Below are 17,098 nucleotides of genomic sequence, written 5' to 3'. Positions count from 1 at the left end.
CGCCGATCTGGCCACCGCCGCCCCGGAAGCGACGGTGGAAGAGGACAGCACAAGCGCCCTCGACAGCCTTGCGGCGCTGGATCTGCCGGAGGAGGTCGCGGACGACACCGACGACCTGCTTGCCGATCTGGCCACCGCCGCCCCGGAGGAGACTGTGGAAGAGGACAGCACAAGCGCCCTCGACAGCCTTGCGGCGCTGGATCTGCCGGAGGAGGTCGCGGGCGACACTGACGACCTGCTTGCCGATCTGGCTGCTGCCGCCCCGGAGGAGGTCAATCTGGATGCTGCCGGTGACGACCTTGATGACCTTCTGGGGGATCTGGGGGATGAGGCCCCTGATCTTGGAGCGCAGGGCGAAGAGTCTGCCGCGCAGGAGGTCGGCAGTGATGATCTTGACGATCTACTCGGCGATCTGGACGGCGATCTGGAGGGGGCAAACGACGCATCCTCCCCCCCGGACGAGACCGGGCAGGGCGGTGACAGCGGCACAGACTTCGATGATCTGGATGATCTGCTTGGCGATCTTGGCGAGGATGAGGCCGGGCCGACGGCGGTCAGCGCGGACAGCACAGACTTCGATGATCTCGACGATCTGCTGGGGGATCTGGGCGGTGATCTGGGCGGTGATCTGGGTAGCGATTTGGACAGCGATCTGGGCGGTGACGAGGGGGAGGCTCCCTCTGGTGCCACCCTCACCGGTGCCCCTGAATTTGCCTATGGTACGCTCAACACCGAACGCCCCACCGCCGAGCGGCTCACCCGCAAACGCTTTCGCATCGCCATTCTTGGCGATTTCTCGGGCCGTGCCGCGCGCGGCGCGATCGAGACCGGCGAGGCGTTGGCCACCCGTCGCGCCACCTTGCTTGATCCGGATACGGTCGAAGAGATCATCGAAAACTTTGCCACCGATCTGGTGTTGCCGCTGGGCCGGGAGGGTGGCGGCGTCGCGGTTCCGCTCACCGGGCTGGATGATCTGCACCCGGATGAACTGTACGAAAAGGTTGAGATATTCTCCGAACTGGCGGGGCTGCGCGGGCAGCTGGCCAGTGGTGCCACGACCGAGCGCGCGGCGCAGCGCCTACGGGATTGGGGCGCGGCCTATGGCAGCCCGGTCAGGCCGCCGCACGCGCGCTCGGGCGGCAATGCGGTGCGCGCCGACCTCAAGCTCAGCGATTTCCAGACCCTGATCGGCGCCACCCGGCCGCAACCGGCCACGCCATCGCCGATGGACGATCTGATCGCCCGCATCGTCGGCCCACATATTCGCGCGCTGCCGGATCCTGACGAGGCGGCGATGACGGCGGCGGTGGACCGGGCGCTGTCGTCGGCCATGCGGTTGCTGCTGCATCATCCTGAGTTCCAGTCGCTTGAGGCGCAGTGGCGTTCGCTCGACCTGATTGCGCGCTCGGTCGAAACGGATGATACGCTTGAACTGATGCTATATGACGTGTCCGCCGAGGAAATCGCCGCCGATCTGGCAACCCATGACGACCTGTCGCAAAGCGGCTTCGCCCGCCTGCTGACCGAAGAGCCGCTGGATGAAGAGAACGGTCGCGGCGGTTACTCCGCGCTGATCGGGCTGTACAGCTTTGAGGAAACCCCACCCCATGCCGAGCTGCTGGGCCGGATCGCCCGCGTCGCGGCGCATGTGGATGCCCCCTTCCTCGCCGCGATCTCGCCCGGGTTCCTTGAGGTCGAGAAACGCGATCGCCCGCCGCTGGTGGCCACGGCCTGGGACACCCTGCGCGCCATGCCCGAGGCCGGGCATCTGGGCCTGTTGACCCCGCGCGTTCTGCTGCGTCGCCCCTATGGCGCCAAAACCGAGCCGATCCATGAATTCGAATTCGAGGAATTCACCACGCAAGAGGGGCTCTCTGGCCTGCTCTGGGCGAATCCGGCGGTGTTGGCTGCGATCTTGCTGGCGCAATCCTTTCGCCGCAACGGGCCGTCGATGGGGCTGGGGTCGGTGATGTCGCTGGGCGGGATGCCCTATCACTATGTCACCGACCGCTATGGCGATCAGGTGGCGCTGCCCTGCACCGAACGCAACCTGACCCAGTCGCGGGTGGAATTTGCCATGGCGCGCGGGTTTATGCCTGTGGTCTCGATAAAGGGCCGGGATGAGGTTAGACTGGCCTCGTTCCAGTCGCTTGCCGGGGGCGATATTCTGGGGCCATGGACGGGCGTCGCCCCGCCCGAGGCCTCGCCACCGATCCCTGCCGCGCCCCCCACTTCCGGCGCGGATGACGATACGTCCGAGCTTGAGTTGGACGGGGACGAGACGGGCGATGATGATCTCGATGACTTGCTTTCGGGTTTTGGCGACGATCTTGATCCGGGCGGGGACGAGGACGACGGCGGGATCGGCGATATGGACGCCGACCTTGCCGCACTATTGGACGATTTATGATGAAGATTTTTAGATCCAAGATAATTGTAACGCGCGTCGCGCCCCGTCACGAAAGGACAGGCCATGGCGAAGAGTAAATCACACGAGAAAGATGTCGTCTGGATGTCAGGCGGCTATGCGGCCAAGGACATTTCGCTCAAACGCGCCATCGTGCGCGAGGGGCTCAGCACGTTGACCGAAACCACGATTGAATTTCAATCCAAAAACAAGGTGCTGGAGCTCAAGGACTTTATCGGCAAACCCATGCGGCTGCACATGATCGACGAGGCGCAGAAGGAACGGGAGTTTCAGGGCCTTTGCATCTCGGTTGAAAACCTCGGCTTTCGCGACGGATATGGCCAGTACGTGGCCGAGGTGCGCCCCTGGGCCTGGCTTTTGACCCGGGCGCGCAACTGCCGAATTTTTCAGGACAAATCGGCGCTGGAAATCATCGAAGAGGTGTTCAATGACCACGGGTTCTCTGATTTCCAGAAACGGCTGAGCGAGACCTATGAGAAACGCGGCTATTGCGTACAGTACCGCGAAACCGATTTCGACTTTATCTGTCGCCTGATGGAGGAGGAGGGGATCTATTACTATTTCGATTCCGACAAGGCGGCATCGACCTCGGAAACGATGGTGCTGAGCGATGGGGTCAACGGCCATTCGCCGGTGTCGGGGGATGCGACGCTGCGCTATCACGCCCGCGACAACAATGACCGCCGCCGCGGCGATCATATCGCCGAATGGAGCGAGCAGGAGCAGTTGACCACCGGCAAGGTCACGCTGACCGACTATGATTTTCTTTCGCCAAGTGCCGATCTCAAGGTGGCCGAGGTCATCAAGAAAGGCAGCCACAGCCATAACGCCTATGAGATCTATGATTATCCCGGCCATTACCGAAAGGATACCGGGCTTGGCAACAAGCGGGCCCGCGTGCGGATGGAGGCCGAGGCGATCACCCACAAGCGCTGGCGCGGGGCCGGCAGCGTGCGCACATTGGCGACCGGGTTCAGTTTCAAGCTCAAGGATCACCCGGACACAAAGGCCAATTCGGATTATATCATCACCGAAGCGGTGCATTATCTGCAGGTGGATACCGACTATAAAGAAAGCGATCTGCGCCACGATCTGAAGCCGCAGAATGCCGATGTCCCCGAAGAGGTCGCGGGCGATGCCTATGCCTGTGTCTTTGGCGCGATCCCCAAGACCGAACAATACCGCGCGCCGCTGGTCACGCCCTGGCCCGAGATTCCGGGCCTGCACACCGCCACCGTGGTCGGCAAGGCTGGCGAAGAGATCTGGACCGACGAACATGGTCGCATCAAGGTCCAGTTTCACTGGGACCGGGTCGGCACGAGCGACGAAAACGCGTCCTGCTGGGTCCGCGTTGTGACCCCGTGGTCGGGCAAGGGCTGGGGCATGGTCGCCGTGCCCCGCATGGATCAAGAGGTCGTCATCCAGTTCGAAGAGGGCGACCCGGATCGCCCGATCTGCACTGGCATGCTGTATAATAACGAAACCATGCCGCCCTATGACTACCCTGCCGAGCAGACCCAGATGGGGATCAAGACCAACTCCTCCAAGGGCGGCGGCGGCTATCACGAACTGATGTTCGACGACAAGAAAGATGCCGAACTGATGCGCGTGCAGGCGCAAAAAGATCACCAGGCGCTGATCAAGAACAAATCGGTGGTCACCATCGGTCTGGACGATGTCGAGACCGGCGATCATGACGAGGATGGCAGCCTGAGTCAGGTGGTGCGCAACCACATTACCCAGACCATTCAGGAGGGCGACCACTACTACACGATCGAGAAGGGCGACGAGGAATACAAGATCGAGAGCGGCAGTCAGCTGTTGGAGATCAAGCAGGACAAGACCCAGAAGATCGAAGGCAAGCACACCAAGACGATCACCGGTAACGACAGCACCACGGTCACCAGCGGAAACATGACCGTCGATGTCTCATCCGGCAAGATCACCATGACCGCCGCGATTGAAATCCTGCTCAAGGTCGGCGGCAGTTCTGTCAAAATCGACAATTCCGGTGTAACCATCAAGGGCCCGATGATCAAAATCCAGGCCGATGGCATGGCCGAAGTCAAAAGCCCGATGACGACCGTCAAGGGTGAAGCAATGCTCGTCCTCAAGGGCGGCGTGACGATGATTAACTAGGGCGCGCTGACATGAGTGAAAAGTTTCAAGAGTTCAGCAAGTTTTCGCGTGATCCGGTGGCAAAGCAACTGGCGCAGTGCAACGTGATCCTGAAGACCCGGCTTGACGCGCCGGCCAGCGCCCCGGCCGAGGTGGTTCTGGCCGAGCTGTATGAAAAACGCGCGCTGATCGACCTGTTGCGGTTGCTGGCGATCCTGTTGCCGCCGCGCGAACGGGTGTGGTGGGCCTGCATGGCGGCGCGCGACTATATCGGGCCGCGCTCGGACAATGATCCGCCCTCGCTGACCACCTCGGAGGTCTGGGTTTATAGCCCGTCGGAGGAAAACCGTTGCGCGGCCCGCAACTCGCTCGATCATGCCTATGTCGACGATGACACAGTGCATTGCGCCACCGCCGTGCTCTATGCCGACGGGACGCTTGGGCCGGGCGATCTGGCGCAATACCCCGCCCCTGCGGGCGCGTCCGAGGCGGCGGCCTTTGCCATGAATATGGTGGCTCTGGGGGAATTGTCTGATAGGTTCGAAGAGCATGGATGGATGCTGGTTGACCGGGCCCTCGACATCGGTCGCGGCGGCAACGGCAAGGCCAGGTTGAGCGAAGCTTAGGCAAGAGAGGACACGACATGGGAATGCCCCAAGCCAGACTGAGCGATCTGCATCTGTGCAATGTGCCCGTGGTGGTCGTGCCACCGGCGCCACCAGCCCCGATGCCGATCATGCCGCCCTGTCTGCCGACCGTTCTGGTGGGCAAACTTCCGGCGGCGCGGGTCACCGACATGCATGCCTCGGCCCCGCCGCACCCGATCGTCAAAGGTTCGATGACCGTGCTGATCGGCAAACTTCCGGCGGCGCGGATCGGGGATCTGGGCGCCTGTGGCGGCGCGATCCTGAAGGGTGAATTCACCGTGCTGACCGGAGGCTGACAGCGACCATGGCTGTGACGCTGAAATTCCAGTCTTCGGGCACCGTGCCGGGCAATGCCCGACCGGTTCGCATGCAGGGCGGCAGCCTGACCGTCGGACGTGGCCCGGCCAATGATCTGGTGCTGCCCGATCCCGACCGCATCCTGTCGAAAAACCATTTCGTAATCGAGGATCACAATGGCAACGTGATGGTGGTCGATCTGTCCACCAACGGCACTTTTCTGAATTACGCCAAGATCCCGCTGGGCCGCACGCCCACGCCGCTCAACAGTGGCGATGTGCTTTGCCTTGGCCCCTATGAACTGGTGGTCGAAATCGGCGCCGATCTTGCCGCCGACACCCCCATCGCGGGTCCGGCGGCACAGGGTCCGGCCTCGCACGGGGTGGCGGACAACGCCCCCGATCCGCTCAGCTTGCTGGACGATGCCGGGCCGGGTGGCGATTTCCTTGACGATCTTCTGGGCGGCTCCAGCCCTCCGACAGGTCCGGCGCAACTCAACCCCGCCGACCCGATCGACGCGCTATTGCCGCCGTTGGAGGACGACGACGATCCCTTTTTTACCCGCCCCGACGATGGGCGCGGTGGCGAGGGGGCGAGCCTGCCCGCGCATAACCCCTCGGCCAGCGACAGTTTCACACCGCAAGCCGTCCCGACACCGTCCTCGGGGCAGACTCTGATCCCCGACGATTGGGATGACGACCTGCTGGGGGGGGCCGATCTGGGGGCGCCTAGCCTTGGCCACGCGGCGCCACTTCCGCCCGAGCCGGCCCCGATCCCGCCCGCTCCCTTGCCCGTGACCGAAACAGCGCTGCCCCCCGTGCCCCCGATCCCGGAGCCAGAGGTGTTGCACCGCACGCCCCCGAATCTCGACCCCGGTGCCGCACAGCCCCCCGCGCCCGCGGAGGCGCGCCCGCACCTGGCCTCGACCCCGGAGCGGGGCGAAGTGCTTGGAACGGATGCCGCGCGCGCCTTTCTCGAAGGGGTGGGGGCTGACGCGCTCAAGCTTGATGATGCCGAGACGGTTCTCGCCATGGGCCGCATGGGCCGGGTGATGAAGATCCTCATAACCGGGTTGCGTGAAATCCTGATGACCCGCACTTCGATCAAGTCCGAGTTCCGGATCGAACAGACGATGATCGGGGCGGGTGGCAACAACCCGTTGAAATTCTCGATCAGCCCCGAACAGGCGGTCGAGGCGATGGTTCGCCCCGCCACCAAGGGTTATCTCAGCCCCGAAACCGCAGCGGAGCAGGCGCTTGACGATATCAAGGCGCATGAGATCGCGATGGTCACCGGCATGGAGGCTGCGCTCAAGGGGGTGCTGACGCGGCTTGATCCGAAACAGGTGGCCGACCGTATCGAGACATCCGGCGCCTTTGGCAGCCTGCTGAAGGGCAAGAAGGCCCGCTATTGGGATGTTTACGAAAAGCTTTATTCACAGATTTCGGACGAAGCCGAAAACGATTTTCACGACTTGTTCAGCCGCGAATTCGCGCGCGCCTATCAGGATCAGATGAACAAGCTCAAACCATAACGCCGGCGTACCCGGTGACCGATGACAAGACGCCCGTACAGGGCGACAATATGGAGGATACCCCGTGTCCTGGGACAGCAAGGTGCTTTGGACCGAGGGGTTGTTTTTGCAACCCCATCATTTCCAGCAGGCCGACCGATATACCGAGGCGCTGGTCGCGGGGCTGGCGCGTCGGCTGCGCCCCTATGGCTGGGGCTTCAGCGGGCTTGAGATCGACCACGAGGTGTTGAAAGTGGGCCAGTTCGCGCTGAAATCCTGCGCCGGGCTTACCCAGGACGGAACCGTGTTCCGGGTGCCCATGGCCGACGATCACCCGCCCGCGCTGGAGGTGCCGGAAACGATCAAGGATTGCGTCGTCTACCTGACCGTGCCGCAGCGCCGCCAAGGCGCCGCCGAGGTCGATTTGTCGGGGGCTGAAATGTCGGCCAGCCGGCTGCGCCCGGCGGAACAGGAAGTCACCGATTCCATGAGCGCCGAGCGCAAGCCGGTGGTGCTGGGTGTCGGCAAGATGCGGTTGCAATTCGCGCTTGCGGTCGATGATCTGGCGGACCGGCTGGCGATCCCCGTGGCCCGCATCATCGAGGTGCGCCCGGACAAGGAAATCGTGCTGGATCAGGCCTTCATCCCGGCCTGCACCGATATCCGCGCGGCGCCGCCGCTCGAAGGTTTCCTGCGCGAGCTGGAGGGGCTGCTGTCGCATCGGATGCAGGCGCTTGCCGGGCGTCTGAGCGAAGGCGGTGCCGCCCGTGGCGTGGCCGAGGTGTCGGATTTTCTGCTGCTCACCATCATGAACCGGATGATCCCGCAGTTCCGCCATATGGCGACCATCGAAAACCTGCACCCCGAGGATCTGTTTCGCACCTGCGCCGGGCTGGCGGGCGAGCTTTCGGTGTTCATGACCGCCGAAAAACAGCCACCGGTGTTTCCGCCCTATACCCATGACAACCTAATTGCCTGTTTCACGCCGCTGATCCGCACCCTGCGGCAATATCTGTCGTCGGTGCTGGAGCAGACGGCGGTCCCGATCAAGCTGGAGGCGCGCAAATACGGCATCAGCGTCGGCGTCATCGCCGATCGCAAGCTGTTGGGCACTGCCGGCTTTGTGCTGGCGGTCGATGCCGATATCCCGTCCGAGGATGTGCGCCGCCATTTCGCCGGTCAGGCCAAGATTGGCCCGGTCGAAGAGATCCGGCAACTGGTCAACTCGGCCCTGCCGGGGATCACCCTGCGGCCGCTGCCGGTGGCCCCGCGCCAGATCCCCTATCATTCCGGTGTGGTCTATTTCGAGCTTGATGCCGACAGCCCCTATTGGAGCAAGATGACCACCTCCGGAGGCATCGCAGTCCATGTCTCGGGCCAGTACCCGGGGCTCAAGATGGAGCTTTGGGCGATCCGTAACAGCTGAGCGACTGGTAGTAAAAATGGCCGATCACGACGATCCCTTTGCCGAACCCAATGACACCGACAAGACGGTGATCAAGCCCAATCCGGGCGGTCGTCTGTCGCAACCGGCACCCGTAGCGCCCCAGCCTGCCGCGCCCGATCCGGTCGCGGCCCACCCCACCGGCGGGGGGCAGGGCGGCGGGTATGGTGGCGGTGGCGGTCAGGGGGGCATGGATGCCTTTGGCGTGCCGCAAGCGGCTGCGCCCGCTGCCGCACCCGCTTCGGGGCCGCGTGAAACGGCGCCGGTGCTGACCGGCATGAACCAGCTTTTGGCCTGCGCCTCGACCCTGTTTGCACTGATCAGCCGCATTCGCAACCGCGCCCAGCACATGGACCCGGACAAGCTGCGCCAAAGCGTCGTGGCCGAGGTGCGCGAATTCGAGAACCGCGCGTTGCAGGCCGGCATCCCGGCCCAGACCGTCAAGGTGGCGCGCTATGCGCTTTGTGCGACGCTGGACGACGTGGTGCTGAACACGCCATGGGGCGGCCAGTCGAGCTGGGGTTTGCAATCCATGGTCGGCACCTTCCACCGTGAAACCGTGGGTGGCGATCGCTTTTATGATCTGTTGGCGCGGCTGGAAAAGGAACCCTCGAGCAATATCGATCTGCTCGAATTCCTTTATATGTGTCTGTCGCTGGGCTTTGAGGGGCGGCTGCGCATCGAACAGGGCGGCTCGGACAAGCATCTTCGCATCCGTGGCGCGCTGGCCCGCATCATCCGCGCCCAGCGGGGTCCGGTGGAGCACGATGTCTCGCCCCATTGGGAAGGGGTGGAAAAGCCGTTCAAACCGCTCTCGGCCTGGCGCGTGGTCTGGATCGCCGTCGCCGTTGTGGCGCTGCTGCTGACCTTGCAATTCGCGGGTCTCAGCTGGGCGCTTTCGACCTCCACCGAACGGGTTTTGGGACAGCTCGGCAGCATCGAATCCGGCCCGGTCGCCACGCTGGAACGGCGCGCGCCGCCGCCTCCGCCGCCCCCGCCGCAGCCCACCTCCGAACAGCAGTTGCAGAAGGTCACCGGCTTTCTTCAGGCCGAGATCGACGACGGCATCGTCGAGGTGTTCCGCAAGGGCAATACGCTGATCATCCGCATCAAGGGCTCTGGCATGTTCGCATCGGGCTCGGACGCGCTGCAAGATCGCTTCGTGGGCCCTGTCAATCGCGTGGCCGAGGCGCTCAACGATGAGCCCGGCCCGGTGATCGTGGCGGGCCATTCCGACAACGTCCCGATCCGCTCGTCGCGGTTCCCGTCCAACATGCACCTGTCGCTGGCGCGCGCCAAATCGGTGATGGCCGGCATGGCCCGTGTGCTTGAGGATCCCGACCGGCTCAGCGCCGAGGGGCGCGCCGACAAAGAGCCCATTGGCGATAATGCCACCCGAGATGGCCGTGCCAAGAACCGCCGGATCGAGGTTCTACTGGTACAGGAGGAGGGGCAATGATCCTTCGTCGCTTCATCTTTCCGCTGTTCCGCTCGATCTATACCGTGCTGATCATTGTGGCCGCAGTGCTCAGCGCCTGCATCTGGTATTTCGCGCCGCTGATCGGCTCGGAGGGCTGGCACCCGTTTGACAGCATCCTTGCCCGCGTCGTCACCATCGCCTGTCTCTGGCTGTTCTTCCTGCTGCTGATCGGGGTGATCTTCTGGCTCCGCAGTCGCAAGGACAAGGAGATGACCGAAGAGATGGCCGAGGCCGTCGATACCTCGGACGACGCGGACGTTTCATCCGAGGAGTTGGGCGAGCTGCGCGGCAAGTTCAAGACCGCGCTGGCTGAGTTGCGCAAATCCAAGAACGGGCGACGGCATCTGAACGAATTGCCGTGGTACGTGATGATCGGCCCCCCCGGGGCGGGCAAGACCACGGCAATCGTCAATTCCGGCCTGCAATTTCCGCTGGCTGAAAAGCTGGGAAAATCCGCCATTGGCGGCGTCGGTGGCACCCGCAACTGTGACTGGTGGTTTACCAATCAGGCGGTACTGATCGACACCGCCGGGCGCTATACCACGCAGGAAAGCGATGCCGAGGCCGACAACGCCGCTTGGCTCGGGTTTCTCGGACTGCTCAAGAAATATCGCAAACGCCAGCCGGTCAACGGCGCCATGATCGCGATCAGCCTTAGCGATCTGTCACTGCAGGATGAGCTGACCCAGAAAAACCACGCCCGCGCCGTGCGCCTGCGCCTGAATGAGCTGCGCGAGCGGCTCGGCGTGCGCTTCCCGGTCTATGTGCTGTTCACCAAGGCCGACCTGATCGCGGGTTTTTCCGAGTTTTACGACAATCTCGGCAAGGAGGACCGCGAACAGGTCTGGGGCTTCACCTTGCCCTTGCCCAAGGCCAAGGCAGAAGCCTCGCCCATCGCCGGGTTCGATGAAGAGTTCGGCGCGCTGCTGGGGCGGCTCAACGGCCAACTGCTGGAGCGGCTCCAGACCGAAACCGACCACCAGCGCCGCGCGCTGGTCGCGGGGTTCCCGGCACAGGTGGCCTCGATGCGCCGCGTCGGGCGCGAGTTTCTCAACGAGGTGTTTCAGGACAACCGGTTTGAAAATCGCCACCTGCTGCGCGGGGTCTATTTCACCTCTGGCACGCAAGAGGGCACGCCGATCGACCGGCTGATGCTGGGCATGGCGCAGACCTTTGGTATCGGGCGTCAGGCCATCGGCACCGGGCAGGGGACCGGGCGCTCGTTCTTTCTGACCCGGCTGTTTGAAGGCGTGATCTTTCCCGAGGCGGGGCTGGTATCCTCCGATGACAAGGTCGAGCGCCGCTATCGCTGGACCCGGCGCGCGGCCATCGCCGCCACGGTGCTGATCGCGCTGGCCACCGGCGCGCTTTGGGTGCGCTCGTATCTTGGCAATACCGACCTGATCGCGCAGGCCGGTGAACAGGCCGACGCCTATCAACAGGCGGCTGACACCTTGCCGCCTAGCCCGGTGGGCGATACCGACCTGCCGCCGGTGGTGGTTGCACTGAACCTGCTGCGCGACATGCCCGGCAACCCGGTGCTGTCAGATCCCGAACCGTCCCGCGCGCTGCGCTACGGGCTCTATCAGGGCGAGGTGATCGGCACACAGGCGGCGCAGACCTATCGCGCTGGACTCAACCACCGCTTCCTGCCGCGGCTGCTGCTGCGGCTTGAGGAACAGATCACCGGCAACATGAACAACCCCGACCTTCTGTACGAGGCGCTCAAGATCTATCTGATGTTGGGCCTTCAGGGGCCGATGAACACCGATCTGGTCAAGGACTGGATGAACGTCGATTGGGAAATCGCCTATCCCGGCATCCAGCGCAAAGACCTGCGCGACGACCTTGCCGCGCATCTGGACGCGTTGCTGTCGCAACCGATGGAAGAGATCGCGCTGAACGGCCCGCTGGTCGAACGGGTGCAGGGTCTGCTGACCGAAATGCCACTGGCGCAACGGGTCTATAACGGCATCATCAACAGCGCCAAGGCCACCACCTTGCCGAAATGGCGCATCACCGATGTGGGGGGGCCGGCGGTGGCGCGGGTGCTGGTGCGCTCTTCGGGCAAGCCGCTGAACGACGGCATTCCGGGTATCTTTACCTATGACGGGTTCAACACCGTGTTCCTGCCCGAGGCGGTCAGCGTTGCCGAACGGGTGCAGAACGAAAGCTGGGTGCTTGGCCCCCGTGGCGAAGCCGCCCAGAGCGAGGCAGCGCTGCTCGCGCTCAGCCGCGATGTGCTCGACCTCTATTACAACGACTTCATCACGCAGTACGACCAAATGCTGTCCGACGTCGACATCATCCCGATGGAATCGCTCAGCCACGCGATCGAGGTCACCAATGTGCTGTCTGGGCCGACTTCGCCGCTGGTCAACATCCTGACCGAGGCCAGCAAGGAAACCAGCCTGACCGAGGACCGCTCGGTCCTCAACACGGAATCGCTCAGCTCGGGCGCCGGCTCCATTGCCGCGCTCGAGGCGCGCTCCAGCCTCTCGATTCAGGGCGAGATCCTGATGGAGGCGCTGCTCAATTCCACCGCCGGTGGTGACGGCACGCCGCCGAAACCGCCCGGTGCCTATGTCGAAGAGCGCTTTGACTGGCTGCATCGGCTGGTGGCGCGCCCCGAAGCGCAGCCCTCGCAGCTTGATCAGCTGATGGATGTGCTGACGCAGGTCTATCAGGAGCTGAACAAGATGTCCTTCAGCGGGGCCGCCTCCGGGGCCGAGGGCGGCGAGGCGATCCTGCGCTTTCAGCAGGCGGCCAGCCGGGCCGAGGGGCCGGTGCCGCGTTGGGCCACCCAGATCGCCAATGGCTCGTCCGGGATTGCTGCCGACGGCACCCGCGCCTCGATGAACGCGCGTTGGCAGGCCAGTGTATTGCCGTTCTGCAAACAGGCGCTGGCGAACCGGTATCCGTTCAATCCGCGCGCCCGCGCCGATGTCGGGGTACAGGATTTTGCCAAGCTGTTTGCACCGGCCGGGTTGATTGACACGTTCTTCAACGAACATCTGGTGAAATTCGTCGATACCCGCTCGCGCCCCTGGACGTGGAAGCGGGTCAACGACGTGGATCTGGGCATCTCCAACACCGTACTGCAACAGTTCCAATACGCCTCCCAGATCCGCGAGGCGTTCTTTGCCGGTGGGCCGCAGCCGCAGATCCAGTTCCAGATCACCCCCTATGGGCTGGACGACAAGGCGCGCTCGGTCCTGCTTGAGGTGCACGGTCAACAGATCGCCTTCAAACATCGCGGCGGCCTGCCGACCCCGGTGGCGGTGACATGGCCCGGGTCGGTCGGGCTGGCGCGGGTCAGTTTCGAGCCGCAAAAGCGCAATGTCGAAAGCGTGCTGTCGCGCGATGGGCCCTGGGCATGGTTCCGGTTGCTGGATGCGGCCGAAATCCGCTCGCTCAACGTGGCCGACCGCAAGCGGGTGAATTTCATCATCGGCGGGCGGCTGGCGATCTTTGATCTGCAAGTGGGCTCGGTGATCAACCCCTTTGCGCTGCCGGCTCTGAGCAAGTTCAGCTGCCCCGAGTCGCTCTGATGGCGGGGTTCGGGGCCTTCGGCAAGATGCCCGCAGTTGGCGATTTCTTTCGCATTGCGGCGCCCCCGGGCTTTGTCTCGGCTTGGGATCCGTGGATTCAGGGGGCCATGCTGGCGGCACAATCGGCGCTGGGCGCGGCATGGGACGGGCATTACATGTCGGCCCCGATCTGGCGTTTTGCGCTGGCCCCGGGGTTGGCCGGGCGACACAAGGTGCTGGGCGTGCTGATGCCCTCGGTTGATCGGGTCGGGCGGCGCTTTCCGCTCACGCTGATGGCCGCGCTCGACACGCCGGGGCCCGTCCCCCTCGATCATTTCCGCGAGACGGCGCTGTTTTCCCGACTGGAAGAGGTGGCGCTGTCGGCCCTTGGCGACGCCATGACCCGCGAGAGGTTCGAGGCCGACCTTACCACGCTTGAGGCGCCACAGATGCGCGCCACCGCGCCGTTGCGCCAGGCTGGCGGCTGTCTGGTGCTGACGCAATCGGCCGCTGGCGCGCTGCCGGGGGATCTGGCGGCGGGCCTGCTGGCGGGCCGCTATGCCACCCCCAGCGTCTGGAGTACCGAGGTGGCGGGCACCCCGCGCATGATGGTTTGCGAGGGGCTGCCGGATGAAACCTGCGCCCGGGGTCTGTTCGATCTCAACGCGCCGATTTGGAGCGAGGCGCGACCGCTATGACCGATTTGCACCCCTACCGCTATACCGCGCAGACCCATGTGGGGCTGAAGCGCAAGGTGAACGAGGATGCGATCCTCGCCCTTCCCGATCACAACATCTGGGTCGTGTCCGATGGCATGGGTGGGCATGAGGCCGGCGATTTCGCCAGCCGGCTGATCACCGACGCCGTTGCCACGGTTCCCGTCGGGCTGGATCCCACCACGCGGATGCATGCGCTGCGCGATGCGATTCAGGGCGCCCATCGCGCCATCCGTGCCGAATCCGAGGCACGCGGGCGCGGTGTGATCGGGGCCACGGTCGCCGCGCTGATGATGGCCAACGGCCATTTCGTTGCGCTCTGGGCGGGCGACAGCCGGATCTATCGGCTGCGCGATGGAAGCATCGAAATGCTGACCACGGATCATTCCGCCGTCGCCGAATTGGTTCTGTCAGGCCAGATGACATGGGATGAGGCCGAGCAGCATCCGCAATCCAACGCGATCACCCGCGCCGTGGGCGTGGGCGATGTGTTGGAACTGGACAAGATCCGTGGACAGGTGGCCACCGGAGACCGCTTCCTGATCTGTTCCGACGGCTTGACCAAATATGCCACGCAGGGCCTGCTGCAACGCATGCTTGCGCGCGCCCCGCTTGAAACGGTCGGCGAGGAACTGCTGCAAGTGGCGCTGACCGGTGGTGGCGCCGACAATATCTCGGTCATCGTGGTGGACGTGCTCTAGCGCGCCTCTACGGGCCGGGAGTTCCCCGACCCGCGTTCGCTCAGGGCTTCGCCGCCGTCACCAGCAACCGGCTGTCCAGCGACAGGATCGCGCTGTCATTGCCCTGTGCATGGGCTTGCAAGGCCTCGGCATACCCCAGTGCGGATTCCGAGGTCGGCCGCATCCCGTCGAACAGTGGCGCACTGGAATGGATGACCATCACCTTGCTCTTGCCCAGCGTGCTGTCATCCACCTTGAACGCCAGACCGCCGGTCTTTGCGGCCTCATCAATGCCAAAGGCGACGCGCACCGAGACCGGTCCCGTCGCGCCGTCGCGCAGGGTCTTTACCGCGTTGTCCTGCCGATTGATGTTGGGCAGCAGGTGGAACACGTTGCCCGAGACATCCAGTATCGAAACCGTCAGAAACCCGTCGGTCACATCCGCGGGCAGGGTCACGTCGATCACCGGGTTTTCACCGACGAAGAACCGCCCCGAGGGGTTTGGCGCGCCGGTCTCGCCGACGTGATAGCTCACGCCGATGCCATCCGTCGGCGCATGGGGAAGATGGCTTTCGATCAGGCAGAGCGTGGGGTTCAGAACCTCGACATCCAGCACCAGCTTGCGCTCTCCCGCACGTGCGCGCAGCGCATCGAACAGCGCCACTCGCGTTGCCGTTCCCGCGACCCGGCCCGTCACGGTCACCGCCGCACCGGGGCCATAGCCGGTGGCGGGTGGGGCAAGCAGCTCCAGCGCGCCGCAATCGGCCTGCGCTGCCAGTATCGGGCGCAGCGCCTCCGCCGGCAGGAACAGTTCCCGATAGGCGATCTCGGCATTGCCTTCCAGCGCGCCGGGCAGGCCGCCCTCGAACAGCGCCGACAGCCGTTCCTGCACCGAGGGGTCCGTGGTGGAGCCGGTCAGCTTGCCCCGGTTGCCGCTGATCGACAGCCGCCAGTCTTCCAGCCCGTCAAGCGGGCGCAGCGTGGCCAGAACATCGGCGCCCCAGCTCTCTGCGATGCCACCGCTGGCCAGGGTCAGATCGGCCGCGCCTCCGGCCAGATCGTTCAACGCGTCCCGGATCTTGGGCGAGGGGGCGTTGCCCACCACCTGCACCGCGCCATCGGCCTTTTGGGCCACCAGCGTATAGGGATCGGCCAGCGGATAGCGTGACCCCAGCAGCGCATCGAACAGACCGGCGAAATAGCCGCCCGCGCCGCCACCGATCAGCACCAGCGCCAGCAGCGCCGCGATCAGCCCACCGCGCGATTTTCGCGGCTCTGATGCGACAGCAGCGCGGCTCGTTTTCGGCCTGCCCTGCGGTGCAGAGGTTGCGGGGGCAGGCCGCTGCGCCAAGGGCGCGATCACGGTCGCCTCATCCTCGTCATCTGTCGGGGCGGGGGCCCCGATCTCGGGCGCGTCAAGAAAGGCCAGAACCTCGGCCGCGCTTTGCATTCGTCGCTCCGGGTCCGGGGTGGTCATCCGGTCGATCAGTGTCTTCAACGGCTCTGGTACGCCATCGGTATCAAGCGGATCACCCTTGCGCTGCAACACCTCCATCGGCGAGTTGCCGAGCTTGGGCGCGGCACCACGGAAATTCGCCAACAGTAAAGCGCCCAGCGAATAGACGTCAGAGCGCGCATCGGTCTTGCCGCTCAGCTGTTCCGGTGCGGCATAGGCATATTTTCCGGCGAATTCATTGCCGACGATGGTCTGCGCGCCGGGATTGGTATCCTTGGCGATGCCGAAATCAATGATCACCGCCTGCGCCGGATCGCCGTCGCGCAGGATGATATTGTCCGGGCTCAGATCACGGTGCACGATGCCGCGCGCATGGGCCGCCATCAGCCCCCCGGCCACCCGACGGCACACGACCATCAGATCCTCGGGTGCCATCGGCCCCTGTTTCAGCTTGCGGTCCAGCCCCGGCCCTTCGACATAGTCCATCAACAGATAGACATGGCCGTCCTCGGTCCGGTGGTTTTCGGAATAGCGCACCACCGCCTCATGGCGGATCTCGCGGATTTCCTCTTCGCGGGTCAACAGGGTCAGGTAATCCTCGTTGCCCGAGAATTCCGATTTCAGCATCTTCAGCGCGACCAGACGGCCCGAGATTTCGCTGCGCGCCTTATAGACGTCCGAGGTGCCGCCGCGCCCCAGAATCGCCTCGACCCGATAGGTGTTGTTGACCAGATCGCCGGGCTGAAAAATGTCTCCGGGACGCGACTCCGTCATCGCGCCGCCCCTGTG

The 17,098-nt window shown here is 64.3% G+C and carries 11 protein-coding genes; 10 read left to right on the top strand and 1 reads right to left on the bottom strand.

Annotated elements, in window-relative coordinates; translation table 11 throughout:
• Positions 1 to 1,225 precede the first annotated feature (1,225 nt).
• From E1B25_RS22550 to E1B25_RS12280, 10 genes are all read left to right on the top strand, one after another.
• Complete coding sequence (locus E1B25_RS22550; RefSeq protein ID WP_342635597.1) at positions 1,226 to 2,410, top strand: type VI secretion system contractile sheath domain-containing protein; 1,185 nt, start codon at positions 1,226 to 1,228, stop codon at positions 2,408 to 2,410.
• Between the two features lie 63 nt (positions 2,411 to 2,473).
• Entirely contained in the window at positions 2,474 to 4,567 is a 2,094-nt protein-coding gene (locus tag E1B25_RS12320; protein WP_132829660.1) for a type VI secretion system Vgr family protein, read from the top strand.
• An 11-nt stretch (positions 4,568 to 4,578) separates the two neighbouring features.
• On the top strand, positions 4,579 to 5,172 hold the full coding sequence (locus tag E1B25_RS12315; RefSeq protein ID WP_132829659.1) for a DUF6931 family protein: 594 nt from the start codon (positions 4,579 to 4,581) through the stop codon (positions 5,170 to 5,172).
• Positions 5,173 to 5,195: 23 nt separating this feature from the next.
• Positions 5,196 to 5,489 carry a PAAR domain-containing protein gene (locus E1B25_RS12310; protein WP_342635596.1) on the top strand — a complete coding sequence of 98 codons (294 nt, stop codon included), beginning with the start codon at positions 5,196 to 5,198 and terminating at the stop codon, positions 5,487 to 5,489.
• Positions 5,490 to 5,497: 8 nt separating this feature from the next.
• Entirely contained in the window at positions 5,498 to 7,024 is a 1,527-nt protein-coding gene (gene tagH / locus E1B25_RS12305; protein WP_132829656.1) for a type VI secretion system-associated FHA domain protein TagH, read from the top strand.
• Between the two features lie 64 nt (positions 7,025 to 7,088).
• The gene (gene tssK, locus E1B25_RS12300; RefSeq protein WP_132829654.1) at positions 7,089 to 8,429 is read left to right on the top strand and encodes a type VI secretion system baseplate subunit TssK; all 1,341 of its coding nucleotides are present in this window, start codon (positions 7,089 to 7,091) and stop codon (positions 8,427 to 8,429) included.
• Between the two features lie 16 nt (positions 8,430 to 8,445).
• Positions 8,446 to 9,906 (top strand): type VI secretion system protein TssL, long form, encoded by a 1,461-nt coding sequence (tssL, locus tag E1B25_RS12295; RefSeq protein ID WP_132829653.1) that lies wholly within the window; start codon positions 8,446 to 8,448, stop codon positions 9,904 to 9,906.
• Complete coding sequence (gene tssM / locus E1B25_RS12290; RefSeq protein WP_132829651.1) at positions 9,903 to 13,478, top strand: type VI secretion system membrane subunit TssM; 3,576 nt, start codon at positions 9,903 to 9,905, stop codon at positions 13,476 to 13,478. Before tssL ends, tssM begins: the two co-directional genes overlap by 4 nt.
• Positions 13,478 to 14,155 (top strand): type VI secretion system-associated protein TagF, encoded by a 678-nt coding sequence (tagF, locus tag E1B25_RS12285; protein ID WP_165937610.1) that lies wholly within the window; start codon positions 13,478 to 13,480, stop codon positions 14,153 to 14,155. The genes tssM and tagF overlap by 1 nt, the downstream gene beginning before the upstream one ends.
• The gene (locus E1B25_RS12280) at positions 14,152 to 14,874 is read left to right on the top strand and encodes a PP2C family protein-serine/threonine phosphatase (RefSeq protein WP_132829648.1); all 723 of its coding nucleotides are present in this window, start codon (positions 14,152 to 14,154) and stop codon (positions 14,872 to 14,874) included. The genes tagF and E1B25_RS12280 overlap by 4 nt, the downstream gene beginning before the upstream one ends.
• A gap of 40 nt (positions 14,875 to 14,914) precedes the next feature.
• Here E1B25_RS12280 and E1B25_RS12275 read toward each other — a convergent pair whose 3' ends face one another.
• Positions 14,915 to 17,083, bottom strand: a complete 2,169-nt coding sequence (locus E1B25_RS12275) for a serine/threonine protein kinase (protein WP_132829646.1) — start codon at positions 17,081 to 17,083, stop codon at positions 14,915 to 14,917.
• Positions 17,084 to 17,098 lie beyond the last annotated feature (15 nt).

Origin of the sequence: Antarcticimicrobium sediminis (genome assembly GCF_004348975.1) — a bacterium.
In the GTDB taxonomy this organism is placed as follows: Bacteria; Pseudomonadota; Alphaproteobacteria; order Rhodobacterales; family Rhodobacteraceae; genus Antarcticimicrobium; species Antarcticimicrobium sediminis.
Note: the sequence above shows the minus strand (reverse complement) of the source record. Positions and strands in the feature narration are given on the sequence as shown.